Here is a 25,596-nt window from a genome sequence, read left to right as displayed (position 1 = left end):
TTCGACCCCGCGGCGCCGGCGGCCCAGCTGCTGGCCTGTCCTGCGCCGCACCTGGCGCGGGGGTAGACCCATATCCGGGGGACCGTGATGCCAACCAATACCCAGAAGGCCGCCGCCCTGCTGTCGGCCCATCCCGAAGCCGATCCGTTCGAGCTGCTCGGCAATCCCGTCGAGCTCGGGCTCGCCAGTCTTACCGTCTCGACTCCGAGCGGCTTCAACCTCGACGACTATGTCGGCTTCAGCTGGAGCGGAAAGCCGGTCATCGATCTCGACGGCGTGAAGGCGCATATCGATTCGGGCACCACGCTCAAGGCGCCCAATGGCGTCATCACCTATTCGTTCACCGACCTGTCGCACCTCACCGGGGTCTACAACAACCCCAACTTCGGCTTTACCGCAGGCTACGGCTTCTCGCCGTTCAGCGCCCAGCAGCGCACCGAAGCGCGCGCCTCGATCCAGCTGTGGGACGACCTTATCCCGCAGAAGTTCGTCGAGAAAAACGGCATCGGCGCCGACATCCAGTTCGCCAACTCCTACGATCCGGCCCAGGCCTATGCCTATTATCCGGGCAAGCAGGGCTACAAGTTCCAGTCCGACGTGTTCGTCGCCGATCCCGCGGTGAACTGGACCAACGCGTGGTTCGGCTTCGGCGGCTATGGCAAGACCACGCTGGTGCACGAGCTTGGCCATACGCTCGGCCTGTCGCACCCGGGCAACTACAACTACGACCCGAACCTGCCGCTGACCTACGCCAACTACGCGGAATATGCGCAGGACAGCACCCAGTACACGATCATGTCCTACTGGGATGCTGCCGAAACCGGTGCCAACATCATCGACTGGTCGACGGTGTTCTACGGCTATGCCCAGACGCCGCTGCTGCACGACATCCTGACGATCCAGTCGAAGTACGGCGCGGACACCACGACTCGTGCCGGCAACACCACCTACGGCTTCAACAGCAACGCCGGCAACGTGGTCTACGACTTCTCGAAGAACGCCTATCCCTACCTGTCGATCTACGACGCCGGCGGCATCGACACGCTCGACCTGTCGGGCTTCACCGCCTCGCAGCAGATCGACCTGCATGCCGGCTCGTTCAGCTCGGTCGGGCAGGCGGCGGCCGACGTCGCCACGGTCAACGCCAACCGCGCCGCGCTCAACGCGCTGGCCGGGGGAACCGTGGCCAATCCGGCGTCCCAGGCCGGAATCGACAACGTCGCCAACAGGTTCATGACCGCCAACGCCGACAACATCTTCTACGACACCGGCGTGTCGGGCGTGCGCGCCACCGAATACATGAACCTGTCGATCGCCTATGGCACGACGATCGAGAACGCGATCGGCGGCTCGGCGCGCGACGTGATCTGGGGCAACCAGGTCGCCAACGTGCTCAAGGGGCTGGGCGGCGACGACGTGCTCAACGGCTTCGAAGGCAAGGACACGCTCTATGGCGGGGCCGGCGCCGACCTGTTCCAGTTCCACGTCGTGGAGAAGGGGGACACCATCGCCGATTTCGTCTCGGGCACCGACCGGATCGACCTGCGCCACCTCGGCAGCACCGTCGACGGCGCGGGCGCGGACCTCACCTGGATCGGCAGCGCGGGCTTCAGCGGCGCGGCGGGCGAGCTGCGCTTTGCCGGCGGGCACCTGATGGCCGATCTCAATGGCGACAAGGTGGCCGACTTCGACGTCACCGTCAGCAGCACCGTGCTGCAGAGCGACGTCCTGTTCCTCTGACCCCGCGCTGACAAAGGAAAGGGGCGACCTCTCGCGAGGCCGCCCCTTTTTTCGTGCGTTGCGCTGGCGTCAGGCGCCGAACGGCCGCGCACCCAGATCGCCGAGGCCGACCGTACCGCTTGCCATGTCGAGCATGCGGTCGAGGCTCTTCTTGGCGGCAAGGCGCAGGTCCTCGTCCATCTCGATGCGGGGCTGCAGGTCGCGCAGCGCGAGATACAGCTTCTCCAGCGTGTTGAGCGCCATGTAGGGGCAGATGTTGCAGTTGCAGTTGCCGTCCGCCCCCGGCGCACCGATGAAGGTTTTCTCCGGCATCGCCAGCTCCATCTGGTGGATGATGTGCGGCTCGGTGGCGACGATCAGCGTATCGCCGGGCATGGTCTTGGCAAATTGCAGGATGCCGCTGGTCGAGCCGACGTAATCGGCGTGGTCGACGATGTGCGGCGGGCATTCGGGGTGCGCGGCGATCGGCGCATCGGGGTGCTGCGCCTTGAGCTTGAGCAGCTCGGTCTCCGAAAAGGCTTCGTGCACGATGCACACGCCCGGCCAGAGCAGCATGTCGCGCCCGAACTTGCGGTTGAGATAGCCGCCAAGGTGCCGGTCAGGCCCGAAGATGATCTTCTGGCTTTCCGGGATCTGGGCGAGGATCGTTTCGGCGCTCGACGAGGTGACGATGACGTCGCTGAGCGCCTTCACCTCGGTCGAGCAGTTGATGTAAGTGAGCGCGATGTGGTCGGGATGCGCCTCGCGGAAGGCCTTGAACTTGTCGGGCGGGCACGAGTCCTCGAGGCTGCACCCGGCGTCGAGGTCGGGCAGCACCACGATCTTCTCGGGGCTCAGGATCTTGGCGGTGTCGGCCATGAACTTGACGCCGCAAAACGCGATGACGTCGGCGTCGGTCGCCGCCGCCTTGCGCGAAAGCTCGAGCGAATCGCCGACGAAATCGGCGAGGTCCTGGATTTCCGGGCGCTGGTAGTAGTGCGCTAGGATGACCGCGTTGCGCTCCTTGCGGAGGCGGTCGATCTCGGCCCGCAGGTCGAGGCCCGAAAGATTGGTCGGCTGCGCGGTCATCGAAGGTTCCCCGCCGGGACGGGCAAGACGGAAGGGGCCGCCCCGGGCTGGGAGGGACTTAGGGAGCCGATCAGGCTGCGGCAATAGCCTGCACGTGCGCGACGAACGGCGGGAAGGCGGCGAGGGCGAGAATTGCCGCCTGTTCCGCCACCACCACCGCCGGACCGACGAGCGTCGCCGGATGGACCCGGCTGATCGTGCGCAGGTCGTGGCGCAGCGGGAAGGCAAAGACCGCGATCTGGCAGGCGCGCTCGACCCACGGCCCCGCCGCGCCCAGCAGCGGCAGCGGCACCAGCCGGCCGAACGCCGGCTCGAGCACGAGGATCACCGAGGCGAGCATCAGCCGCCGGTGCCAGGGCGCATGCCTGCGCAGCGCCACGGCGGCGGCGAACACGCCGACGAAACCCGCGATATCGGCAAAGGTCAGCGCGACGAAATAGGGCTGCGTGAAGAACGGCGGGACTCGGCCCAGTTCGACGGCGCGATAGGCGGCATTGACCCCGGCCACGGCGATCGCCGCCACGAGCAGGCACGAGGCCCAGCCGAGCGCGCGGTGGAGCTCCATCGAGCGGGCCTTGTTCGTCTGCGCCCGCCCCAGCCGGGTCTGCACGATGAACAGCCCCATCCAGCCGAGCATCAGCAACCCGTGGGCGTGGACCCACCACGGCGCGGTCGCCGGATTGCTGAGCCCGCGCAGCGCGAACTGGCCGAAGGCGAAGATCACGAAGATCGCGAGGCCCGTCGCCATGCGGACGTGGAAGTCGCGGTCCCGCGCGGAGAAGCTATTGATATCGGGCGGTATTGATGCGGCAGTCGCCATTGGTGTTCTCCCTGCAGTCCCGCCGCGCGATTACGCTGGCGGGATGCCGGTTCCAATGACGCCCGTCACATCGGAGTCGGCTCTCCGTCGAATGCTACCACGACTTTGACATCGCCATAGCCCGCAACCTGCAGCGGGATCGCGAGATTCTGGCGGATCGCATCCTTTGCCGCCCCGCGTGCGAGGTTCATCAGCACCGGATTGGCGGCCTGCTCGACCGCCAGCCGTTCGGCGAGGCGGGTGTTGTCGCGGGTCAGCTTGTCCTGCGCCTCGCGCCCGATCCACACGCCTTCGCGCAGGTACTGCGCGCGGGCCTCGTCGAGGTTGGGGCGACTGACCGCGAGCGGCGGAAGGCGCACCGCCAGTGTCTTGGTCTCGCTATTCCAGCGCATCCGCTCGCGCCCGATGCCGGAAAGATCGAGCGTATAGTCGACCCGGGCCGGGATCACCGCGACCTGCTTTGCCTTGACCAGCCCGAACAGGCGGGCATCGTCGCTCGATACCACCGGCGCCAGCTGCGCGCTGAACACGGTGAGGGTGTTCTGCTTTTCGAAGGCAACGAGGCTGGTCGCGAGCGGATCGCCGATATCGGCCGGACGCCATAGCTTCCACGCAAGAAACGCGGCGATCGCAAGGGCGCCGACGAACAGCAGCCAGGGCAGCGCCGAGGCGCGCGCCGGGGCCGGTGCGGCGGCCGGGGCTGCGGGACGGGAAGGGGTCAGGTCAGGCTCCATGTCTCCCCCGCAACCGCGACGCGGCCCTGTCGTTCCATGTCGACCAGATGCGCCAGCACCGAGCGGCCGGCAGCGCCGGTCAGGCGCGGATCGAGCCCCTTGTACATCGCGGCGACCATCGCCGGAATCTCGTGCGGGCCTTCGCCCAGGAGGTTCAGGATCTGGCGTTCTCGCTGGCGGCGGTGGCCCATCATGCCCCGCACGAACTGGCGCGGATTGTCGATCTGCGGGCCGTGCGCGGGGTAATAGACCTTGTCCTCGCGCTCCTGCAGTTTCTGCAGCGAGGCCATGTAGGCGCCCATGTCGCCATCGGGCGGCGAGACCACGCTGGTCGACCAGCCCATCACGTGGTCGCCGGTGAACAATGCCCCCGATTCCACGATCGAATAGCAAAGATGGTTGCTGGTATGCCCCGGCGTCGCCACCGCCTCGATCGTCCAGCCATCCCCGCTCAGCCGCTCGCCGTCCGCCAGTGCGCGGTCGGGGCGGTAGGTCGGGTCGAACGCCGCGTCGGCGCGGGGGCCGTCGTCGGCGAGGACGAGCGGAGCGCAACCGATGATCGGCGCGCCGGTGGCCGCCTTCAGCGGCAGCGCCGCCGGGCTGTGGTCGCGGTGGGTGTGGGTGCAGACGATCGCGACGATCGTCGCATCGCCCACGGCCTCGAGAATCGCTTCGACATGGCCTTCGCCATTGGTGTCGGCATGACCCGCCACGCCCGTTCCGTGCGGGCCGGGGTCGATCACCGCCACCTCTGCGCCCCGCCCGACCAGATAGGTCTGCGTCCCGGTAAAGGTGTAGGGCGAAGGATTGGGCGCGAGCACGCGCCGCACCAGCGGTTCGAGCTCGACCGCGCGTCCCGTGTTCCACGTGGAACTGTCTTCGAGCGAAAATTCGGTGCTGGCCATGGCAAGGGTATGGGGATGCGCGGGCCGGTAAGCAATATTGCATGGGCGGCGATTGCAGCGCAGGATGGCGCACATGGAGCCGCCCTTCCTCTACGACCTTGCCGTGATCGGAGGCGGGGTGAACGGCGCGGCCATCGCGCGCGACGCGGCGGGGCGCGGTCTTTCGGTCCTCTTGCTCGAGCGCGGCGACCTTGCGCAGGGCACCTCCTCGGCTTCGACCAAGCTGATCCACGGCGGCTTGCGTTATCTCGAGCATGGCGAATTCTCGCTGGTGCGCGAGGCGCTGCGCGAGCGCGAGGTGCTGTGGCGCATCGCGCCGCACGTTGTCTGGCCGATGCGCTTCGTCCTGCCGTTGGTGAAGGAGGGGCGCCCTGCCTGGATGCTGCGCGCGGGGCTTTGGCTCTACGATCACATCGGGGGGCGCGAAGCGCTGCCACCTGCCGCGCGCATCGACCTGGCCGGCGAGATGGGCCTGCGCGAGAAGATCCGCGCAGGGTTCGAATATTCCGACTGCTGGGTCGACGATGCCCGCCTCGTCGTCCTGCTCGCGCGCGATGCCGCCGATCGGGGCGCCGAAGTGGTCACGCGCTGCGAGGTCACCCGGCTTGCGCGCGAAGGCAGCGTCTGGCGCATCGACACCGCCGGCTGCAACGGTGGCGAGCCGTTCCGCGCGGCGATGGTGGTCAATGCCGCCGGGCCGCAGGTCGGCCAGGTCATGGATCGCGCGCAGGAAACCCGCTCGAAGCTGCTGCGCCGGGTGCGCGGTTCGCACATCGTCGTGCCGCGGCTACACGACGATCCGCGCGCACTGTTCCTGCAACTGCCCGATGGCCGGATCTGTTTCGCGATCCCCTACGAACACCGCTACACCCTGATCGGCACGACCGATTCCGAGGAGGGCGCCGATGCGGATCCGCCGCGCGCCAGCGAGGCCGAGATCGCCTACTTGTGCGACGCTGCCGCGCGCTATTTCCGGCGCGCGCCGACGCCGGCCGACGTGATCTGGTCTTTCGCGGGCGTGCGCCTGCTCGCCGACGACGGCAGCGGGCGCCCCGAAGCGGCGACGCGCGGCTACCAGTTCGAGCTGGACCGCGGCGCCGATGCGCACTCGGCGCCGCTGCTGACGGTGCTGGGAGGCAAGATCACCACGCACCGCACGCTGGCCGAGGCGGCGCTCGAACGGCTGGGAATCGATGCGAATGCCGGCTGGACCGCGCGCGCGCCGCTCCCCGGGGGCGATTTCGAACCCGACGGCCGCGACGAGGCGGACAACCTGCTGCCTCTCGAGCAGGAAGTCGCAGCGATCGCGCGCGGCCTGCCGCCGGGGACGGTGCACCGGCTGGCGCGGGCCTATGGCACCGACGCACTGCGCTTCGCGCGCGCCGACATGGGGCGCGACCTCGGCCATGGCCTGACCGAGGCCGAGCTCGACCACCTCGTCACACGCGAATGGGCGATGACGGCTCAGGACGTGCTCTGGCGCCGCTCGAAGCTGGGGCTGCGATTCGACGCGGCGCAAGTCGAAGCGCTCGAGCGGCGCATGACCTCGCCCGGCTGATGCCCTTTCCCGAAAGACGGGCCTTGCCAAGTCTTCATCCAGCCCCGAAAGCCCCCATCTGACGGGGGCCAGCGGAACACCAACCGGACGGGTCCAAATGCAGGTGCTGTCGATGCTCTATCTCTGGCTCAAGGCCGGCCATGTCATCTTCGTGATCTTCTGGATGGCGGGCCTGTTCATGCTGCCGCGCTACTTCGTCTACCATCAGGAAGACGCGATGACGGACGGCCGCCTTTCCGGGCCGATGCACGCGACCTGGTCGGATCGCGAGCGCAAGCTGCTCAAGATCATCATGTGGCCGGCCTTGACCGTGGTCTGGGTGCTCGGCCTTGCGCTCGCAGTGACGATCGGGGCGCTGCAACAGCCGTGGTTCCATGCCAAGCTGGCGCTGGTGCTGGTGTTGACGGCCTACCATATGTGGCTGGCGGGGTACGCGAAGTCGCTCTGGCAAGGGCAGGCCCGGCTCACCGGGCGGCGGCTGCGCCTGCTCAACGAGATTCCCGGGGTCACCGCTGCCTTGATCGTGATTCTGGTAATCCTCAAGCCGTTCTGAGCGGCGCTAGCCGCGCAGCCAGTGCAGCCCGTCGCGCATCGTCCTGCGGACGAGCAGGCGCGGGCCGGCGCGAAGATGCTTCCAATATGTCGCCCAGGCGTTGGCCGGGACCGGGCGCGGCTCCGGCCTGGGGAAAGGAGCCGCGCGGGCGGGCAGGTGGATGCTCATCGGGGCCTCTCTCTCCGGGCAGCTTGCTGACACTGCGCCGACGTCGTCGGGCGTCGGGCGCGCGACCGGTCAACGCCCATGCCGAACGCCCGGTTCCGCCGCCGCTGCCGATTGACCTGCCGACCGGGCATCCCTATGACGGAGGCGCTTTCCGGCAGTGGCGCTTTTCATTCGCGCCCTCCCACAGGTCCGCTTTCTCCAAGCCCCATGACCTTGCCGGTTCGGCCCATCCTTGTTTCGGAAACGATGAAATGCACCTGAAAGAACTGAAGAAGAAGACTCCGGCCGAACTGGTCGAGATGGCCGAGGAACTCGGCGTCGAAGGCGCCAGCACGCTGCGTCGCCAGGACCTGATGTTCGCCATCCTCAAGGAAGTGGCCGAAGACGGGGAGGAAATTCTCGGCATCGGCACGATCGAGGTCCTGCCCGACGGCTTCGGCTTCCTGCGCAGCCCCGAGGCGAACTACCTTGCAGGCCCCGACGACATCTATGTCTCGCCCAACCAGGTCCGCAAATGGGGCCTGCGCACCGGCGACACCGTCGAAGGCGAAGTCCGGGCGCCCAAGGACGGTGAGCGCTATTTTGCGATCACCCGGCTGATCAAGGTCAACTTCGACGAGCCAGAAGCGGTCCGCCACCGGGTCAACTTCGACAACCTCACGCCGCTCTATCCCAACGAGCGGCTCAAGCTCGATACGCTCGACCCGACGGTCAAGGACAAGTCGGCCCGCGTGATCGACCTCGTCTCGCCGCAGGGCAAAGGCCAGCGCGCGCTGATCGTCGCCCCGCCGCGCACCGGCAAGACCGTGCTGCTGCAGAACATGGCCAAGGCGATCACCGACAACCACCCCGAGGTCTTCCTGATCGTCCTCCTCGTCGACGAACGTCCCGAGGAAGTCACGGACATGCAGCGCAGCGTTAAGGGCGAGGTGATCTCCTCGACCTTCGACGAGCCCGCGACGCGCCACGTGCAGGTGGCCGAAATGGTCATCGAGAAGGCCAAGCGCCTCGTCGAGCACAAACGCGACGTGGTCATCCTGCTCGATTCGATCACCCGCCTCGGCCGCGCCTACAACACCGTCGTGCCCTCGTCGGGCAAGGTGCTGACCGGCGGTGTCGACGCCAACGCCCTGCAGCGCCCCAAGCGCTTCTTCGGCGCGGCGCGCAACATCGAGGAAGGCGGTTCGCTTTCGATCATCGCGACCGCGCTGATCGATACCGGCAGCCGCATGGACGAAGTGATCTTCGAAGAGTTCAAGGGCACCGGCAACAGCGAAATCGTGCTCGATCGCAAGGTGGCCGACAAGCGCATCTTCCCCGCGCTCGACGTGGGCAAGAGCGGCACCCGCAAGGAAGAACTGCTGGTCGAGAAGAACAACCTCACCAAGATGTGGGTTCTGCGGCGAATCCTGATGCAGATGGGCACGGTCGACGCGATGGAATTCCTTCTCGACAAGATGAAGGACTCCAAGACCAACGAAGATTTCTTCGCTACGATGAACCAGTAAAAGAGAAGGGGGCCGATTGGCCCCCTTTTTTGTTTGGGGCTGGCACCGTCACATCTTCTGGAGCTGGGCGCCCATCTGTTCCCAGACCTTGTTGATCGCCTTGAGCGGGCGGACCATCACCTTGAAGTCGGCGATCCGCCCTTCGAGATCGAAGCGGATCATGTCGATGCCGTTGATCTTGATCCCGTCGAGCTCGTTGACGAATTCCAGCACCACGTTCTCGCCGTCGACGATTTCGCGCACGTAGGCGAAGCTGTCGTTGCCAAGCACCTCGCCGGCGGCGAGCAGGTACTTCATCACGATGTCGCGCCCGACCTGCGGGGTGTGGACCACCGGCGAGTGGAATACCGCGTCGGGATGAATCAGCTCTTCGAGCAGGGCAGGATCGCCGCTCTGCATGTAGCGGTGCCAAGCACCGAGGCCCAGTTGCATCGTCTTCGTCTCCCGATCGTCGGCATTGCGCCACCTTTGCCGCGAACCGTGGCAGCGGCATTGATCGCGCGCAACCATTGATCATCGGCGTTGATCGTCAGCCGTGGCAGGCTATGCCCAGGAACGTGACTTCCGACGACCCCATCGACGAGGGCCTCGCAGCCCTGCGCAATCGCGATTTCGCGCGCGCCGCGACGCTCCTGGCCGAGGGGGCGCAGGCCGATCCCGAGCGGACGCCCTGGGCCGCGCTGGCCCAGGCCGAACTCGCGCTCGGCCGTCTCGATGCGGCCGAACAGGCGCTCGACCGACAGCTTGCCCGGCAGGCCCGCGACGTGGGCGCGCTGCTGGTCAAGGGCCAGCTGCGCGACCGCTTCGGCGATGCGCGCGGCGCGGTGAGCTTTTTTCGCACTGCATTGGCGCAGGCCGGGCTGTCCGGCGTGCCTCGCGGGCTCGAGCCGCTGGCGGCGCAGGCCGAAGCCTATGTCGCGGCGAGCAACAAGGCGTTTGCCGAGCACCTGCTGGCGCAAGTTGGTCCGGTCTCGCCGGTGGTCGGCGAAGCGATTGGCCTGCTCACCGGCGAGCGCCAGCTCTATCTCCAGCAGCCGAGCCTGTTCTACTACCCCGGGCTCGCGCAGAAGCGCTTTTTCGATCCCGTCGAGTTCGCCTGGCTGGAGCCGATGCTCGACCTGCTGCCCGAGATGGAGCGCGAACTCACTGCGGTGCTCGAGGTCGAGCAGGCCGATACGTTCGCGCCCTATGTCACCGCCCCGCCCAATCGGCCGGCGCCCAACAATCCGCTGCTGGGCAAGGCGGACTGGGGCGCCTACTATTTCTGGAAGGACGGAGCGCCGGTCGCGTCGGCCGCGCAAGCCTGCCCGGCCACGATGGCCGCGCTCGCGCACGCGCCGATGCCGCGGATCCCTGGCCGTGCGCCGATGGCGCTGTGGTCGCGGCTGAAGCCCGGGACGCACATCGCGCCGCACCACGGCATGTTGAACACGCGGCTGATCTGCCACATCCCGATTCGGCCGGCGCCCGGCTGCAGCCTGCGCGTCGGCAGCGACGTCCGCCAGTGGGAGCGCGGCGTGCCATTGATCTTCGACGATTCGATCGAGCACGAGGCGCGCAACGACGGTCCGGAGGAGCGGGTCGTGCTGCTGTTCGAGATCTGGCGCCCGGAAATTCCGCCGGAAGATCGTGACGCCATCGCCACGATCTTCCGCGCCATCGACGGCTACGACGCCGGCGCCATCTGAAGGCTGCGGGTCTTCCCGATCAGCGCAGGTGCTCGGCGAAGAACGTGCGCGTCCGCTCGTCGGCGAGTGCGGCGCCGGCTTCGTCGCGACGGTTGCCGATCTCGGCGGCGAAGCCGTGGTCCAGCCCTTCGTAGTCGTGCAGCGTCACCTTGGGGTGCTGGCCCAGGCCGTCGTGGATCGCCTTCTGCGCCTCCGGCCCGACGAAATGGTCGGCGGTAGGAATGTGCAGCATCAGCGGATTGGCGATGGCATGTGCTTCGCCGAGCATCTGGTCGATCATTACGCCGTAATACCCCACCGCGGCGTCGATGTCGGTGCGCGTTGCCGCCATGTAGGCAAGCCGGCCGCCGAGGCAGAAGCCGACGAGGCCGACTTTGTCGACGGCCTGGCTATGGCGCAGCCAGCGGATCGCGGCTTCGATGTCCTTTACCCCGTCGTCGGCATCGTATTGCTGGAAGTAGCCGAAGGCCTCCTGCATCTGCTCGGGTACGTCGGGGTTGAGTTCGACGCCCGGAGCGAAGCGCCAGAAGATATCGGGCGCCAGTGCAACGTAACCGAGTTCGGCCCAGGCCTCGCACTTGCGCCGGATGCCCTCGTTGACGCCGAAGATTTCGGGGACGACGATGATCGCGGCCTCGCTCTGCCCTTCGGGCCGAGCGACGTAGACGGGAATTTCGCCGTCGCCGTGGAATTCGGGAATGTTCGTGGTCTCGCCCATGGTATTCATCCTGACTGCGTGATGCGTTGGTCGATGCCCAGCTTGGCCGCGCCGGTGGACTTTGCCAAGCGCAAGTGACAATCTTGCAAATGCCTGAAAGGCCGGAAGGAACGCGCGCGATGAAGGTGTCGTCATGAAAGTGAATGTCGAGATCGACTGCTCTCCCGAAGAGGCGCGCCGTTTCCTCGGCCTGCCCGACGTATCCAAGGCCAACGACGTCTATGTCGACGCGATCGCCAACGCGATGAAGGGGGTGACCTCGATGGACCAGCTTTCCGGCATGGCCAGGCAGATCGCACCGATGGGCGAACTCGGCATGAACCTGTTCAAGCAATTCGTCGAGCAGGGCGCGGGCGCGGCGATGGCGGGCTTCAAGGCGGGCACGCCGAAGAAGGATTGAGCCGATGCGCCGGCGCCCGTAGGACCGCGAGCGACATGGCCATCGACACCATTTTCGCACTGTCTTCGGGCGCGCCGCCCGCTGCGATCGCGGTTATCCGCATCAGCGGGCCCGAGGCCGGCGCCGCCCTTCGCGCGCTTGCCGGGCGCCTTCCGCCACCACGGCGCGCCAGCTTCGCCTCGCTGGTCGATCCGGCGAGCGGCGATCTGCTAGATCGCACGCTGGTGCTCTGGCTTCCCGGACCGGCAACAGCGACCGGCGAAGACAGCGTCGAGCTCCATCTGCATGGCGGGCGCGCCGTGGTCGCGGCGGTCGAGGCGGCGCTGCAGCGGTTGCCGGGATTGCGCCGCGCAGGCCCGGGGGAGTTCACCCGCCGCGCCTTCGCCAATGGACGGATCGACCTGGCGGAAGCCGAGGGCCTCGCCGACCTGCTGACGGCCGAGACCGAGTTGCAGCGGCGCGCGGCGCAGGCGATGGCGTCGGGTGCCTTGTCGCGCGTGGTCGAAACCTGGAGATTGCGCCTGCTGGGCCTTTCGGCGCAGCTCGAGGCGGCGCTTGACTTCAGCGACGAGGACGACGTCGGCGACACCGGCGGTCCCCCCGGGTTCGGCGACGGGTGCGCGGCGCTCGCGGGTGAAATTAAGGGCTGGCTTGCCCGCCCGCGGGCAGAGCCCTTGCGCGAGGGATTCCGGGTGGTGCTGGCGGGGCCGCCCAATGCCGGCAAGTCGACCCTGTTCAACGCGCTGGTGGAGGCCGAAGCGGCAATCACCGCACCCGAGGCCGGCACCACCCGTGACGTGCTGACCCGCAGCGTGGCGCTCGACGGTGTGCCGTTCACGTTTGCCGACACCGCAGGCTTGCGCGACGAGGGCGCCGGGGCGGTCGAGCGCATCGGCATTGCGCGGGCCTTGGCCGAGGCATCCCGCGCGGACCTGGTGCTCTGGCTAGGACCGGAGGGCGAGGGGCCGCGTGATGCGCCGCTGTGGGAAATAGAAGCGCAGGCGGATCGCGCCGACCCTGCTTGTCGCAAGGTGGCGCCGGTCTGCAGGGTCTCGGCTGTCACCGGCGAGGGCCTTGCAGACCTACGGGCGGCGCTGGTCGAGCATGCCCGCGCCGCGCTCCCCAAAGCCGGTGACGCGGCGCTCAACGCCCGCCAGCACCACCTGCTATCGGAGGTCGCGGCGTCACTGGCGCTTGCACCCGATCATCACGACCTTCTGCTCGGGGCGGAGGAACTGCGGTCGGCGCGCGGGGCGCTGGACCGCCTCGTCGGCCGGACCGGTGTGGAGGACATGCTCGACGCACTGTTCGGGCGGTTCTGCATCGGCAAGTGACCGACAGACGGATTGCGGCGTGTTCCACGTGGAACACGCCTTCGATCACGGGCGAGGCTTGACCAGGTCAGAGCTTTCATTGGGTCTCGCCATGTACTTCACCCCCGCCTCGGCTTCGGGCGGGAGCGTCCGTGACGGGATCGGCGCAATGGCTGCGGCAGGCGCGGCGCCGGGAGCGGTCACGCGCCAGATCACGCCCCCGGTGTCATCGCTGACGAGCAGTGCGCCGTCCTTGGCGAATGCGACCCAAGTCGGTCGCCCATGGGCGTTGCCGTCGCGCGTCAGGAAGCCTGTGAGCACCGGCACCGGCTGCGATGGCAGGACATTGCCGCGATCGTCGAAGCGGACGAAGACGACATCGTATCCCGACAGCGGCTTGCGGTTCCACGAGCCGTGGCGCGCGACGAAGGCGCCGCTCGCGAACTGCGCGCCCATGCGATTGCCGCCACGCGCGAACACGAGGCCCAGCGGCGCGGTGTGGGCACCGAGGCCGTAATCGGGCTTGCGCACGTATTCGAGCATATACTCGGGCATCGGCTCCTTCACCCGCCAGTCGATGTTCTTCTTCCAGTAGGCCCAGGGCCAGCCAAAGCTCGCACCCAGCGGCACGCTGGCGAGGTAATCCGGAACGAGGTCGGAGCCGAGCATGTCGCGCTCGTTGACAACGGCCCACAGCTCCCCGGTGCGCGGGTTGAAGTCGACGCCGTTGGGATTGCGCATGCCCGACGCGAATTCGCGTTCACTCTTCTTGGCGAAGTCGTACTCGTGGATCGCCGCGCGACCGCGCTCCGCCTCGATGCCGTTGTCCGCAATGTTGGTGGAGGACCCCACCGTGGCATAGAGCCTCTGGCCGTCGGGGCTGAGCGCGAGGTTGCGCGCCCAGTGCATTCCTGCTGCGGGAAGATCCATGAGCTTTTCGGGCTTGCCGGTAAGTGCCGTCTGCCCGGGCGCGAACGGCCACGAGACCACCGCGTTATGGTTGGCGATGTAGAGTCGGCCCTCGCGCACGACCATGCCGAACGGCGAATCGATGGCCGGGTTGGTAATCACGAATTTCTGATCGGCCTTGCCGTCGGCGTTGGTGTCGCGCAGCAGAACGAGCTTGTTGGGGGAGGGGTCGCCCGCGCCGACCGTCTTCATCAAGTATTTCATCACGATCCCGGTAATTCCTCCAGGACCGTTGGACGGCGGTGCATTGGTTTCTGCGACCAGCACGTCGCCATTGTCCAGCACCAGCATCGTGCGCGGATGATCGAGGCCATCGGCAAAGCGGGTGACGACGAGACCCTTGCCTGCCTGTGGCGTTTCGTTGGCACCCCAGCCGACTGGCTTGGCAAGCCCGAGAGTCGGGAAGGTTTGCGGATCCGGCTCGGCGAGCTTCGGGCGTGGCCCGGTCGTGTCGGCCAGCGTATACTGTGCGGGCGAACCGCGCAGCACCCAGACGACGACGAGGCCGAGCGCGACGAGGACGGCAAGAATGCCGATGATGATTTTGCGGGAGCGTGTCATGAGGCAAGCCTACGACTGCTTGCCGGGCATTTCCAGATGGATGTCCGGTTCCTGCTGATGCACGATCGGGAGGAGGTCGCCATCGCGTATGTTCCACGTGGAACACCGGCGACCTTTGACGACTCCGCGTGGTTGGCGTATCCGCGCTCGATGCATCGGTTCGACATCATCGTGGTCGGCGGCGGACACGCCGGCGTCGAAGCGGCCGCCGTCGCGGCCCGGATGGGCGCGACAACGGCCCTGGTCAGCTTCGATCCTGCCACCATCGGTGCAATGAGCTGCAATCCTGCGATCGGTGGACTGGGCAAAGGGCACCTGGTGCGCGAGGTCGACGCATTCGACGGGTTGATCGCGCGCGCGGCGGATGCCGCTGCCATCCACTACCGGATGCTCAACCGCAGCAAGGGCAGCGCGGTGCAGGGGCCGCGGGTCCAGGCCGACCGAAAGCTGTTTCGTGCAGCCATCCAGCGAATGATCACGGTACAGCCGGGGCTCGTCATCGTTCCCGGTGAAGCGGCGTCGCTGCGCTTTGAAGGTGGCCAGGTCTCGGGCATCGAGTTGGCTGATGGCACGCCGCTTGCGGCCGCCGCCGTCGTGCTGTGCACCGGAACCTTCCTCGGCGGGCGCCTGTTCCGCGGGGAGGAGCGCATGGTGGGCGGCCGGATCGGCGAGAACGCAGCTCACCGTCTTGCGGACCAGCTACGCAGTGCAGGGCTGCCGATGGCCCGGCTCAAGACCGGAACGCCGCCGCGCCTCGATGGACGCACGATCGATTGGTCGCGCCTGCCCGAGCAGCCGAGCGATATCGAGCCGTGGACGATGTCGCCGTTGACGCCAGCGCGGAGCGTCCCGCAGGTGTTCTGCGCGATCGCGCGGACCAACGAACGGACTCACGACATTATCCGCGCGGGGCTCGACCGATCGCCACTGTTCACCGGCGCGATCGGTGCGCAGGGGCCACGCTATTGCCCCTCGATCGAGGATAAGATCCACCGCTTCGGCGACCGCGACGGGCACCAGGTCTTCCTCGAACCCGAGGGGCTGAATGACGCCACGGTCTATCCGAACGGCGTTTCGACCTCGTTGCCGAGCGATGTCCAGCTGGCGATGATGCGCAGTATCGAGGGGCTCGAGCAGGTCGAGATCACCGTGCCGGGCTATGCCGTCGAGTACGACCACATCGACCCGCGTGCGCTCGACCGCGGCTTGCAGGTCAAGGCGCTGCCCGGCCTCTATTGCGCGGGACAGATCAACGGCACGACCGGCTATGAGGAGGCTGCCGCGCAAGGGCTGGTCGCCGGGATCAGCGCGGCGTCGGCCGTGCTCGGGAAGCAGCCGCCGCAATTGGACCGAGCGAACGCCTACATGGCGGTGATGATCGACGACCTGACCCTCCATGGCGTCAGCGAGCCCTATCGCATGCTGACTGCGCGGGCCGAGTATCGCCTTCGCTTGCGCGCCAACAATGCCTGCGCGCGGCTGACGCCTCTGGCGAGCGAGGCGGGCTGCATCGGGGCGGAACGGCGCGAATGGTGGGAACGCCGCGAGGTAGCGCGCGCCCGGCTGGAGCGCGCGCTCGCACAGACAGCAACGCCGGCGGAACTGGCGCGGGAGGGTCTGTCGGTCCGTGCCGACGGCGCGCGTCGATCGCTCGCGGAATGGCTTCGTTTTCCCGAAGTCACGCTCGATCGCCTCGGTTCCTGGCTCGGTAACTGCGCGTCCGATCCGGGGCTTGTCGAAGAGGTCGAGGAAGATGCGGCCTATGCGCCCTACCTGGCGCGCCAGGAGGCCGAGTTGCGCGATCTGCGGGCAAGCGATGCGGTGCCGCTGGGCGAGGGGTTCCCCTATGATGCAGTGCCGGGTTTGTCGCGCGAGATGGTCGAGCGGCTGGAGCGTGCCCAGCCAGACACCTTGGCAACGGCGGGCCGGTTGCCCGGCATCACCCCTGCAGCGCTCGCCAGCCTGCTCGTCCACGCGCGTCGGCGGCAGGCCGCATGACGGCGATCCGGAGCGAGGCGCAGGCCAAGGCGTGGTTGGCCGATGCGCTTGCTGTCGAACCGTTCGTGATGGAGCGGCTCGAGCGACTGGCGGCGCTGTTGCTTGCCGAGAACGAGCGACAGAACCTGGTGGCCCGCGGCACATTGCCCCATGTCTGGCAGCGGCACATTGTCGATAGTGCGCAGCTGCTGGCGTGTGTTCCACGTGGAACATTGCCAGAGGGCCCCTGGCTCGACCTTGGGACCGGCGCCGGCTTTCCGGGCCTCGTTGTCGCAGCGCTCGAGCCGCACCGTGCGGTCACCCTGGTAGATTCGCGCCGGTTGCGGACCGACTGGCTGACGCGTGCGGCCGCGGCGCTCGGCCTCAACAATGTGTCGGTGGTGCTGTCGCGTGTCGAAGACCTGCCGGACGGGGCTTATGCGGTCATTTCCGCGCGGGCCTTTGCCCCGCTCGACAAGCTGCTGCGTCTGTCCGCCCGCTTTTCCACACCGGATACGCTTTGGCTGTTGCCCAAGGGCGCCAAGGCCGCGCATGAAGTGAGCGAACTTCCGCACACGTGGAATCATCTGTTCCACGTGGAACAATCGCTCACCGATGCTGAAGCCGGCATCATTGTCGGACGGCTCCGCGGGCATGCTTCATCCTCTCCCGTCACGCGCCAGATGCGTGACGTTTGAGCTTTTCGAAGGCGCGATGCGATGATCACGATTGCCGTTGCCAATCAGAAAGGCGGAGTGGGCAAGACCACCACCGCCATCAACATCGCCACTGCGCTCGCCGCCACCGGCTGGAAGGTGCTGATGATCGACCTCGATCCGCAGGGCAATGCCTCGACCGGAATCGGGGTGGCGGCGTCGGAGCGGGAGCGTTCTTCGTACGATCTGCTGATCGACCAGGCGAACCTTGTCGATTGTGCTGTGCCGACGCGGATCCCGGGGCTCGACGTCGTTCCGGCAACGGTCGACCTGTCGGGCGCGGAAGTCGAACTGGTCAGCGTCGACGATCGCACCGGAAGGCTTCGCTCGGCGCTGGCGCGCGACGCCGGACACGATATCTGCCTGATCGATTGCCCGCCCTCGCTCGGCCTGCTTACGCTCAATGCGCTGACTGCGGCGGATGCGCTGTTGGTGCCGCTGCAGTGCGAATTCTTCGCGCTCGAAGGTCTGAGCCAGCTGCTCCAGACGGTGGAGCGGGTGCAGGAGCGGTTCAACCCCGATCTCGGCATCCTCGGGATCGTGCTGACCATGTACGACCGGCGCAACCGCCTGACCGATCAGGTGGCCGAAGACGTCCGTTCGTGCCTGCACGATCTGGTGTTCGAAGCGGTGATACCGCGCAACGTCCGGCTTTCCGAGGCGCCGAGCCACGGCCTGCCGGCCTTGATCTACGACCATGCCTGCGCGGGATCGCAGGCTTATATGAAGCTGGCGCGCGAGCTGATCGGTCGCCTGCCCGAACGGAGGAAGGCTGCATGAGCGGCGAGGAGAGCAGCGTGAAGCCGGCAGCCCCGAAGCGCGCTGCGCTGGGACGGGGCCTCGGCGCACTGCTCGGTGAAACCCGGCGCGAAGAAGCACTCGTCCGGCCTTCGGGCACCGCGCCGGGTGCAGGCGGCACCGCCGCCGCGCCGACGACTGGGGTCGCTCTCCTGCCGGTCGCGCAGATCGAGCCGCATCCCGATCAACCGCGTCGGCACTTCGACGAGGAAGCGCTCGAGGACCTCGCGCGGTCGATAGCGGCGCGCGGGGTGATCCAGCCGGTGATCGTCCGGCCGCTCGGCGCCAATCGTTACCAGCTGGTGGCCGGCGAACGCCGCTGGCGCGCTTCGCAGCGGGCGCGGGTGCACGAGATACCGGCGATCGTTCGCCAACTCGACGAGCGCGATGTCACTGCGCTGGCCTTGATCGAAAACCTCCAGCGCGAGGATCTCAACCCCGTCGAGGAAGCGCGGGCTTACCAGCGGCTGTCCGAAAACGAAGGGCTGACGCAGCAGGAGATCGCGACGTTCGTCGACAAGTCGCGCAGTCATGTGGCGAACCTGATGCGGCTGCTGGCGCTCCCCGACGAAGTCCTGGAGCTCGTCGAGCGGGATCAGTTGTCGATGGGCCACGCCAAGGCGCTTGCCGCGCTGCCCGATCCCCTGCCGCTTGCGCGTGAGGTTGTCGCCAAGGGCCTGTCGGTTCGCGATGCCGAAAGGCTTGCCAAGCGCGCCGGACGTCCCGAAGCGTCGCCCCGCAAGGCGCGCGCCACGCGCGATCCTTCGTTCTCGGCGGACATCGCTGCCGTCGAGCAGCACCTGCAGGAAATTTTGGGGCTCAAGGTCAGCATCCAGGCCGATGCCGATCCGAGTTCGGGGGCGGTGACGGTGCGCTACAAGACGCTCGACCAGCTCGATCTCGTCTGCCAGCGCCTGTCGGGCGGGGCCATCTGACCGGGCCTGCTTCCCGAAAAGGCACTTAATCGCGTGATTAAATTGCGTTGACCGGGCTCCGGCTGCGGCGTAATCCGGCTATCAGACCAGATAACCGGAGAGCCCGTCCATGTCGCTCGACCTGATTCCGCGTACCGCCTACAACGAGGACCACGAAGCGTTCCGCCAGACCGTGCGCCGCTTCATGGAAACAGAAATCGCGCCCAATGCCGCCAAATGGGCCGAAGACGGCCTCGTTCCGAAGTCAGTCTGGCCCAAGGCCGGCGAGCTCGGGCTGCTGTGCCCGACGGTGCCCGAAGCTTACGGCGGACTCGGCCTCGACTTCGGCTACAACGCGATCATCGACGAGGAGGGCGCGTACAACGGAGGCGCCTCGACTGGCTTTTCGCTGCAATCGGACATCGTCGCCAACTACCTGGTGTCCTACGGATCGGAAGAGCAGAAGCAGAAGTGGCTGCCGAAGATGGTGTCGGGGGAGGTCGTGACCGCCATCGCCATGACTGAGCCGGGCACCGGTTCCGACCTGCAGGGCATGCGCACGACCGCCCGCAAGGATGGCAACCACTACGTCATCAACGGATCGAAGACCTACATCACCAACGGTCAGAACGCCGACCTCATCCTGGTGTGCTGCAAGACCGACACCGAGATCGAGCCCAAGTGGAAGGGCGTGTCGATCGTCCTCGTCGAGTCCGATCGCGAGGGCTTCGAACGCGGGCGCAACCTCGACAAGATCGGCCAAGACGAAGCCGATACCTCCGAGCTGTTCTTCAACGACGTGCGCGTGCCGATCACCAACTGCCTCGGTGAAGAAGGCAAGGGTTTCATCTACCTGATGAGCGAGCTGCCGCAGGAACGCCTGTCGATCGCGGTAAGCGCACAGGCGGCAGCGCAGAAGGCGTTCGACGATACCGTCGCCTTCACCCGCGACCGCAAGGCGTTCGGCAAGCCGATCCTGGACTTCCAGAACACCCGCTTCACGCTCGCCGACCTGAAGGCAAAGCTGCAGGTCGGCTGGGCGCATCTCGACTGGGCGCTGTCGCGCCACCTCAAGCGCGAACTGACCCCCGAGGAAGGCGCCGCGGCCAAGCTGTGGCACACCGAATTGCAGTGGGAGGTCATGGACAAGTGTCTCCAGCTCCACGGCGGTGCCGGCTACATGAACGAATATGCGATCGCCCGCAGCTGGCGCGCCGCGCGCGTCACCCGCATTTTCGGCGGCACCAATGAAATCATGAAGGAGCTGATCGGTCGCAAGCTCTGACCCGATGCAGGATCAGGTAGGAAGGGCTCCCCGGCGTGGGAGCCCTTTTTCGTTGGGGCCTGCGGAATATGCGTGCGCGAGGTCAGTCGTGGTCGACGGCATCCGCCGGGGCCGGCCCGGCGTCGACATAACCCTCCGGCACCGGATCGCTCGCGTCGATGACGATCTCCGACACCGTCACGACCTCGCAGCACGGTGCAGGGCCGGCGCGCGTGCCTGTCGGCACGGTCACCAGCTGGTAGCCGGCGACGCGGTATCCGGGTGGGACGGGGTAGCTCTGGGGAAAGGGATGCAGCGCTGTGCCGGGAAAGGCGGAGCAGTCCTCGCGAATTGCGCGAGAATCCCGGCGCGACGCGGTGGCGCCGCACTGTTCCATCCAGCGCTGCAGACGGGCTTCATCCGGTCGCGCGACCTCGACCTGCCGGGGCGTGGCAGGTGCGGACAGCGCGCCGAGTTCGGTCGCCGAAACCGGGTACGACAAGCCGGCAGCGGCGGCGGCCACGGCCAATCCGATCTGCTTCAAACGCGTTGCGCGTGCCACTACTCTTGCCCCGGTTTGCCGGCTGACGCCAACGGTTCTCTTACGGAAAACCGCCGGTTCGCGCCAGTGACGCCAGCCGGAGTTGTACCTATTTCATGCCTCGGCCGGGTCGCCACGTCGGATCGTCAGATGCGGTCCGCCAGCAGCGCTGCAAGCTGCTCGATGCCGCGTGCATCGTCTTGGTCGAATCGCGCCGGCAGCGGGCTGTCGAGGTCGATGACGCCAATCACCGCGCCTTCGCGGACGATGGGGACGACGAGTTCAGACCGGCTGGCGGCGTCGCAGGCTATGTGCCCGGGGAAGGCGTGGACGTCTTCGACCAGCTGGGTCTGGCCCGTGGCCGCAGCCGTTCCGCAAACGCCCTTGCCAAGCGGGATGCGAATGCAGGCCGGCCTGCCGATGAACGGTCCGAGAACGAGTTCGCCTTCGACCATCCTATAGAAGCCGGACCAGTTGAGGTCGGGGAGGAATTCGGCGAGCAGGGCCGCCACGTTGGCCATGTTGGCGACGCCGTCGCTCTCGCCCCCGGTCAACGCCCCGGCGGCGGCGAGCAGCTCGGCGTAGAGGTCCTGCCTGGATTGGCCCGCAACGGGTTTGAAATCGTACATTGTCATGCTCTCCGGCGATGGCGCCCCCGCAAGGTTGCGCGACCGCGTCGCTTCAGATGGACCGGCCGGATCGACCGGCAAGTTCGGTGACATAGTGCCAGGCGATCCGGCCCGAGCGGCCGCCGCGCCGCTTCGACCATTCGAGCGCGTCGCCCTCGCTCCAGGCTAGGCCATGCCGTTCTGCGTATCCTGCCACGATCGCGAGATAATCGTCCTGCGAACAGGTATGGAAGCCGAGGCTCAGGCCGAAACGGTCGGCCAGCGCCAGCCGGTCGTCGACGGCGTCGCGCGGGTTGATCGGGTCGTCCTGCTCGCCTGCCTGCCGCTCGACGATGGCGCGGCGGTTGGAGGTTACCGCAAGGCGCACGTTCGCCGGCCGGGCCTCTACGCCGCCTTCGAGCCACGATCGCAGCTTGCGCGAATCCGCGGCATCGGCCGAATCGAAGCCGAGATCGTCGAGGAACACGAGGAACCGGCGCGGGATCGGACCAAGCGTAGCGAACAACCTAGAAAGGCCGTGATCGGGGACCGCCTGGACGAGCGCCAGCGATCCCGGGAGCGCCTGTTGCGCCGACACGACCGCGGCGCGGAGCAAAGCCGACTTGCCCATCCCGCGTGCCCCCCACAGCAGCATGTCGTGCGCCGCGCTTCCCCCTGCAAGGCGGCGTACGTTCTCGACCACCGCCGATTTCTGGCGGTCGATCCCGCGCATCAGGTCGAGCGGGGGCGCTTCGAGCGATGCCACCGCGCGCGCGGCGGCCCCGTCCCAGACATAGGCGGGGTGGGCAAGCCAGTCGGCCGTTGCCGGGTTCGCGGGCGCAAGCCGCTCGAGCGCGTCGGCGATGCGCGCGAGCAGGGCGTTCGCTTCGTTCATCAGCCGACCAGCGCCGCCGAGTCCAGCTCGTAGAGCAGTTCCTCGCCCGCCATCGCGGCAGCGCCGAGGCCGCGTGCCTCGGGTGCGATGGTGCGATTGAAGAACTTGGTCACCGCTGTCTTGGCCGGGTCGGCGCTCGCGCGCGCCTGACGGGCGAGCTGCCATCCCGCCACCGCCACCGCGCACATCGTCAGGAACGGCACGGAGCCGCCGAGCTTGTCGTCGAGCGAGGCGCTGGTGGACATCCATTGACCGATCGCGGCGGCATCGCGCGCCAGCGCGGCGACCTCGGGCACGTCTTCCATTTCGCCGGCGATGTCGGCCAGCAGGGCCTGCAGCACGCCGCCGTTGTCGAAGCCGAGCTTGCGCGTGACGAGGTCCGCGGCCTGGATGCCGTTGGTGCCTTCGTAGATCGGCGCGATGCGTGCATCGCGGTAATGCTGGGCCGCGCCGGTCTCCTCAACGAAGCCCATTCCGCCGTGCACCTGGATGCCGAGGCTGGCGACCTCGCAGCCGACATCGGTGCCCCACGCCTTGAGCAGGGGCACCAGCAGTTCGGCGCGCTTGCCGGCTGCCTCGTCGCCAAGCGCGCCGCGGTCCACCTGGCCCGCGGTGTAATAAAGCAGCGCGCGCGCGCCTTCGGTGAGGGCGCGCATGCGCAGGATCATGCGGCGCACGTCCGGGTGTTCGATGATCGGGACCGGGGTCTTGTCGACGCTGCTCGCCCGCGCGGACTGCACGCGATCGCGCGCATAGGCAGCGGCCTGCTGCAACGCCCGCTCGGCGATCTGCACGCCCTGGCTGCCGACGTTGATGCGCGCGGAGTTCATCATCGTGAACATCGCGGCAAGGCCGCCGTTTTCTCGCCCCACCATCTCGCCGATGCATTCCCCGTTGTCGCCATAGGACATGACGCAGGTGGGCGAGACATTGATGCCGAGCTTGTGCTCGATCGAAACGCAGCGGACGTCGTTGGGCTGGCCCAGCGAACCATCGGTCTCGACATGCACCTTGGGCACGATGAACAGCGAGATGCCGCGCGAGCCTGCGGGCGCGCCAGGCGTGCGCGCGAGCACGAGGTGGATGATGTTCTCGGCAGCGTCGTGTTCGCCGAAGGTGATGTAGATCTTGGTGCCGGCGATGCGGTACTTGCCCGCATGGGGGCCTTCGGTAATCGGCGTGGCGGTCGTGCGCAGCGCGCCCACGTCGGAACCGGCCTGCGGTTCGGTCAGGTTCATCGTGCCCGACCATTCGCCCGACACCAGCTTGGGCAGGTAGAGCGCCCGCTGGGCCTCGTTGCCGTGGTGGTGCAGGGCTTCGATCGCCCCGACCGTCAGCATCGGCAGCAGCGTGAAGCCCATGTTGGCGGCGCCGAGCGTTTCGAGCACGCATGTCGCGAGGGTGAAGGGGAGCCCCTGGCCACCGAATTCGGTTGGGCCGGCAATTGCGTTCCAGCCCTGCTCGACGAAGGCCCGGTATGCCGCGCGATAGCCTTCGGGCAGCGTCACCGCGCCGTCCGCCCAGCGAGCACCGACGGTATCACCGATTCGATTGAGCGGCGCCCATTCGCCGGCGGCAAAGGCGCCGATGCCTTCGACGATGGCTTCGACGGTATCGGCGCTGGCCGCGCCGTAGCGTTCGTGAGCGGCGAGCTGGTCGATCCCGGCACAGACCTTGATCGCGAGGAGCTGGTCGGCGGTGGGCGGGGTGAAATCCATGCTTGTTTTCCTTGGCAGCGCTGCTGGCGCGCTATAGCGCCAAGCCATGGATGCGACAAAGCCTCCCGTTCGGGTCCGAGCCGATCAAAGCGGCATCTCGGCCGCCGCCGCGATCATCGCGCAAGGTGGTACGGTCGCGGTCCCGACGGAAACGGTCTACGGCCTTGCCGCGCGCGCCGACAGTGCCGAAGCCGTCGCCGGGATCTACCGCGCCAAGGGACGACCGGACTTCAACCCGCTGATCGTCCATGTGCCCGACGTCGAAGCTGCCGAGCGTCTGGCGCGGTTCGACGATCGCGCGCATGCGTTGGCGGCGGCCTTCTGGCCGGGCGCACTGACGATCGTGGCGCCGCGTCGCCCGGAAGCTCCGCTGGCGGCCGCGGTCAGCGCGGGACTTCCGACAGTGGCGCTGCGGTGCCCGGCCCATCCCGCGATGCAGGCGCTGCTGCGGGCTTGCGGCCTCCCGTTGGCAGCCCCCTCCGCCAATCGTAGCGGTGGCGTCAGCCCGACGACGGCCGAGCATGTGATGCGTTCACTGGGCGCCCGGGTCGACCTGATCCTCGACGCCGGCGCTACGCAACAGGGGCTGGAATCGACCATTGTCGGCCTAAGGGCGGACGGAACATGGGCCCTGCTGCGACCGGGGCCGATCACTCTTGCAGCGATCGCCGGCGTACTCGGCGAAGGCGCAGGCAGGCTGACCAGCGATGCCCGGGGGATCGAGGCTCCCGGACAGCTCGAGAGCCACTACGCGCCAGGCAAGCCGGTGAGGCTTGAAGCAACGGACGCAGCGCCCGACGAATTCCATATCGGTTTCGGAGCGATCGTCGGCGATCTCACGCTGTCGTCCGGGGGCGATCTCGCCGAAGCGGCATCGCGGCTCTACGCCTGCCTACACGCGGCGGCGGAAGCGCCCCAGGCCCGCATCGCGGTCGCGCCGGTACCGCAGACGGGCATCGGCACGGCAATCAACGACCGGCTTCGTCGGGCCGCGGCTTAGCCCCTATCGCTCCTCGTAGGGAACGCTGGCGCGCATCGCGTCCATCCGGTCGTAGAGCAGGCGCGCCGCGTCGCATGCATCTGCATCACCACGCGTGCAATCGCGGCGGGCGCGATCGTAGTCGCGCGACAACCGGCCGTATTGCTCTTCGCGCCGGCGAATTTCGCGGCCCCGCTTCTCGTCGCGCTCCGACTGGCTGACGGTGAGCTTGTCGTAGACGTCGGCGGTGGTGTCCACCGCCCGTGCGCCTGCCCGCACCGGTGCGGTGGCAAGGTCGAAGGCGCTCTTGGCGACACATCCAGACAGGCCGGTGGCCAGGAAGCCCGACAAGAGCAAGGGCGCCAGTTTCGACGCGGCAGCGAGCGACGGACGGGCACGTCCCGGTTGGCGCATGGCAATCTCCCCAAGGGTCAGCGTTCCATGCATTCCCGACCTTGGCAACCCTCGCTCTCCACCGCGATG

General features: G+C 67.5%; 26 protein-coding genes. 13 read left to right on the top strand and 13 right to left on the bottom strand.

What is annotated here, in order from left to right; all coding sequences use genetic code 11:
- Nucleotides 1-87 precede the first annotated feature (87 nt).
- Nucleotides 88-1,740 (top strand): M10 family metallopeptidase C-terminal domain-containing protein, encoded by a 1,653-nt coding sequence (locus K3A85_RS13930; protein WP_225207116.1) that lies wholly within the window; start codon nt 88-90, stop codon nt 1,738-1,740.
- A gap of 69 nt (nt 1,741-1,809) precedes the next feature.
- Here K3A85_RS13930 and nadA read toward each other — a convergent pair whose 3' ends face one another.
- From nadA to K3A85_RS13910, 4 genes are all read right to left on the bottom strand, one after another.
- Nucleotides 1,810-2,808: a quinolinate synthase NadA gene (nadA, locus tag K3A85_RS13925; RefSeq protein WP_225207115.1), complete on the bottom strand. Its 999-nt coding sequence runs from the start codon at nt 2,806-2,808 to the stop codon at nt 1,810-1,812.
- Between the two features lie 70 nt (nt 2,809-2,878).
- Nucleotides 2,879-3,556: an adenylate cyclase gene (locus K3A85_RS13920; RefSeq protein ID WP_225207114.1), complete on the bottom strand. Its 678-nt coding sequence runs from the start codon at nt 3,554-3,556 to the stop codon at nt 2,879-2,881.
- Nucleotides 3,557-3,693: 137 nt separating this feature from the next.
- Nucleotides 3,694-4,362, bottom strand: coding sequence for a DUF4230 domain-containing protein (locus K3A85_RS13915; RefSeq protein WP_225207113.1), 669 nt, complete (start codon nt 4,360-4,362; stop codon nt 3,694-3,696).
- Nucleotides 4,347-5,267 carry an MBL fold metallo-hydrolase gene (locus K3A85_RS13910; protein ID WP_225207112.1) on the bottom strand — a complete coding sequence of 307 codons (921 nt, stop codon included), beginning with the start codon at nt 5,265-5,267 and terminating at the stop codon, nt 4,347-4,349. The genes K3A85_RS13915 and K3A85_RS13910 overlap by 16 nt, the downstream gene beginning before the upstream one ends.
- Nucleotides 5,268-5,331: 64 nt before the next feature.
- On the opposite strand from K3A85_RS13910, the gene K3A85_RS13905 reads away from it, so the two are divergent.
- Both K3A85_RS13905 and K3A85_RS13900 read left to right on the top strand, forming a co-directional pair.
- Nucleotides 5,332-6,825, top strand: a complete 1,494-nt coding sequence (locus K3A85_RS13905; protein WP_404822958.1) for a glycerol-3-phosphate dehydrogenase — start codon at nt 5,332-5,334, stop codon at nt 6,823-6,825.
- A 97-nt stretch (nt 6,826-6,922) separates the two neighbouring features.
- Nucleotides 6,923-7,378, top strand: a complete 456-nt coding sequence (locus K3A85_RS13900; protein ID WP_225207110.1) for a CopD family protein — start codon at nt 6,923-6,925, stop codon at nt 7,376-7,378.
- 6 nt (nt 7,379-7,384) lie between these two features.
- Here the strand turns inward: K3A85_RS13900 and K3A85_RS13895 are convergent, their stop codons facing one another.
- The gene (locus K3A85_RS13895) at nt 7,385-7,546 is read right to left on the bottom strand and encodes a hypothetical protein (RefSeq protein ID WP_225207109.1); all 162 of its coding nucleotides are present in this window, start codon (nt 7,544-7,546) and stop codon (nt 7,385-7,387) included.
- A gap of 251 nt (nt 7,547-7,797) precedes the next feature.
- Between K3A85_RS13895 and rho the strand changes: the two genes are divergently transcribed.
- Nucleotides 7,798-9,054, top strand: a complete 1,257-nt coding sequence (gene rho, locus K3A85_RS13890; RefSeq protein WP_169493880.1) for a transcription termination factor Rho — start codon at nt 7,798-7,800, stop codon at nt 9,052-9,054.
- Between the two features lie 48 nt (nt 9,055-9,102).
- On the opposite strand, the gene K3A85_RS13885 is transcribed toward rho, so the two are convergent.
- Nucleotides 9,103-9,486: a nuclear transport factor 2 family protein gene (locus tag K3A85_RS13885; RefSeq protein WP_225207108.1), complete on the bottom strand. Its 384-nt coding sequence runs from the start codon at nt 9,484-9,486 to the stop codon at nt 9,103-9,105.
- 125 nt (nt 9,487-9,611) lie between these two features.
- Here K3A85_RS13885 and K3A85_RS13880 point away from each other — a divergent pair, with 125 nt between their 5' ends.
- A complete protein-coding gene (locus K3A85_RS13880; protein ID WP_225207107.1) occupies nt 9,612-10,742 on the top strand; it encodes an aspartyl/asparaginyl beta-hydroxylase domain-containing protein in 1,131 nt (376 codons plus the stop codon).
- Between the two features lie 19 nt (nt 10,743-10,761).
- On the opposite strand, the gene K3A85_RS13875 is transcribed toward K3A85_RS13880, so the two are convergent.
- Nucleotides 10,762-11,460 carry a dienelactone hydrolase family protein gene (locus K3A85_RS13875; protein ID WP_225207106.1) on the bottom strand — a complete coding sequence of 233 codons (699 nt, stop codon included), beginning with the start codon at nt 11,458-11,460 and terminating at the stop codon, nt 10,762-10,764.
- A 133-nt stretch (nt 11,461-11,593) separates the two neighbouring features.
- Here K3A85_RS13875 and K3A85_RS13870 point away from each other — a divergent pair, with 133 nt between their 5' ends.
- Both K3A85_RS13870 and mnmE read left to right on the top strand, forming a co-directional pair.
- Entirely contained in the window at nt 11,594-11,860 is a 267-nt protein-coding gene (locus K3A85_RS13870; protein ID WP_225207105.1) for a DUF6489 family protein, read from the top strand.
- A gap of 35 nt (nt 11,861-11,895) precedes the next feature.
- The gene (gene mnmE / locus K3A85_RS13865) at nt 11,896-13,194 is read left to right on the top strand and encodes a tRNA uridine-5-carboxymethylaminomethyl(34) synthesis GTPase MnmE (RefSeq protein WP_225207104.1); all 1,299 of its coding nucleotides are present in this window, start codon (nt 11,896-11,898) and stop codon (nt 13,192-13,194) included.
- A gap of 45 nt (nt 13,195-13,239) precedes the next feature.
- Here mnmE and K3A85_RS13860 read toward each other — a convergent pair whose 3' ends face one another.
- Nucleotides 13,240-14,703 carry a PQQ-dependent sugar dehydrogenase gene (locus K3A85_RS13860; RefSeq protein ID WP_225207103.1) on the bottom strand — a complete coding sequence of 488 codons (1,464 nt, stop codon included), beginning with the start codon at nt 14,701-14,703 and terminating at the stop codon, nt 13,240-13,242.
- A gap of 150 nt (nt 14,704-14,853) precedes the next feature.
- Here K3A85_RS13860 and mnmG point away from each other — a divergent pair, with 150 nt between their 5' ends.
- The 5 genes from mnmG (at nt 14,854) to K3A85_RS13835 (ending at nt 20,393) form a co-directional block, all read left to right on the top strand.
- Nucleotides 14,854-16,701 carry a tRNA uridine-5-carboxymethylaminomethyl(34) synthesis enzyme MnmG gene (mnmG, locus tag K3A85_RS13855; RefSeq protein WP_225207367.1) on the top strand — a complete coding sequence of 616 codons (1,848 nt, stop codon included), beginning with the start codon at nt 14,854-14,856 and terminating at the stop codon, nt 16,699-16,701.
- Nucleotides 16,698-17,378 carry a 16S rRNA (guanine(527)-N(7))-methyltransferase RsmG gene (rsmG, locus tag K3A85_RS13850; protein WP_225207102.1) on the top strand — a complete coding sequence of 227 codons (681 nt, stop codon included), beginning with the start codon at nt 16,698-16,700 and terminating at the stop codon, nt 17,376-17,378. Before mnmG ends, rsmG begins: the two co-directional genes overlap by 4 nt.
- 21 nt (nt 17,379-17,399) lie before the next feature.
- Complete coding sequence (locus tag K3A85_RS13845; RefSeq protein ID WP_225207101.1) at nt 17,400-18,176, top strand: ParA family protein; 777 nt, start codon at nt 17,400-17,402, stop codon at nt 18,174-18,176.
- Nucleotides 18,173-19,129, top strand: a complete 957-nt coding sequence (locus tag K3A85_RS13840; protein WP_225207100.1) for a ParB/RepB/Spo0J family partition protein — start codon at nt 18,173-18,175, stop codon at nt 19,127-19,129. The genes K3A85_RS13845 and K3A85_RS13840 overlap by 4 nt, the downstream gene beginning before the upstream one ends.
- A gap of 109 nt (nt 19,130-19,238) precedes the next feature.
- On the top strand, nt 19,239-20,393 hold the full coding sequence (locus tag K3A85_RS13835; protein ID WP_225207099.1) for an acyl-CoA dehydrogenase family protein: 1,155 nt from the start codon (nt 19,239-19,241) through the stop codon (nt 20,391-20,393).
- A gap of 82 nt (nt 20,394-20,475) precedes the next feature.
- On the opposite strand, the gene K3A85_RS13830 is transcribed toward K3A85_RS13835, so the two are convergent.
- The 4 genes from K3A85_RS13830 to K3A85_RS13815 form a co-directional block, all read right to left on the bottom strand.
- Nucleotides 20,476-20,916, bottom strand: coding sequence for a hypothetical protein (locus K3A85_RS13830; protein WP_225207098.1), 441 nt, complete (start codon nt 20,914-20,916; stop codon nt 20,476-20,478).
- A 143-nt stretch (nt 20,917-21,059) separates the two neighbouring features.
- The gene (locus K3A85_RS13825; protein ID WP_225207366.1) at nt 21,060-21,542 is read right to left on the bottom strand and encodes a GAF domain-containing protein; all 483 of its coding nucleotides are present in this window, start codon (nt 21,540-21,542) and stop codon (nt 21,060-21,062) included.
- Nucleotides 21,543-21,594: 52 nt separating this feature from the next.
- Nucleotides 21,595-22,416 (bottom strand): ATP-binding protein, encoded by an 822-nt coding sequence (locus K3A85_RS13820; protein WP_225207097.1) that lies wholly within the window; start codon nt 22,414-22,416, stop codon nt 21,595-21,597.
- On the bottom strand, nt 22,416-24,134 hold the full coding sequence (locus K3A85_RS13815; RefSeq protein WP_225207096.1) for an acyl-CoA dehydrogenase: 1,719 nt from the start codon (nt 24,132-24,134) through the stop codon (nt 22,416-22,418). The genes K3A85_RS13820 and K3A85_RS13815 overlap by 1 nt, the downstream gene beginning before the upstream one ends.
- A gap of 46 nt (nt 24,135-24,180) precedes the next feature.
- Here K3A85_RS13815 and K3A85_RS13810 point away from each other — a divergent pair, with 46 nt between their 5' ends.
- Nucleotides 24,181-25,134, top strand: coding sequence for an L-threonylcarbamoyladenylate synthase (locus tag K3A85_RS13810; RefSeq protein ID WP_225207095.1), 954 nt, complete (start codon nt 24,181-24,183; stop codon nt 25,132-25,134).
- A gap of 3 nt (nt 25,135-25,137) precedes the next feature.
- Here K3A85_RS13810 and K3A85_RS13805 read toward each other — a convergent pair whose 3' ends face one another.
- Complete coding sequence (locus K3A85_RS13805; RefSeq protein ID WP_225207094.1) at nt 25,138-25,527, bottom strand: hypothetical protein; 390 nt, start codon at nt 25,525-25,527, stop codon at nt 25,138-25,140.
- Nucleotides 25,528-25,596 lie beyond the last annotated feature (69 nt).

The organism is Novosphingobium huizhouense (assembly GCF_020179475.1).
Taxonomy (GTDB): domain Bacteria; phylum Pseudomonadota; class Alphaproteobacteria; order Sphingomonadales; family Sphingomonadaceae; genus Novosphingobium; species Novosphingobium huizhouense.
Note: the sequence above shows the minus strand (reverse complement) of the source record. Positions and strands in the feature narration are given on the sequence as shown.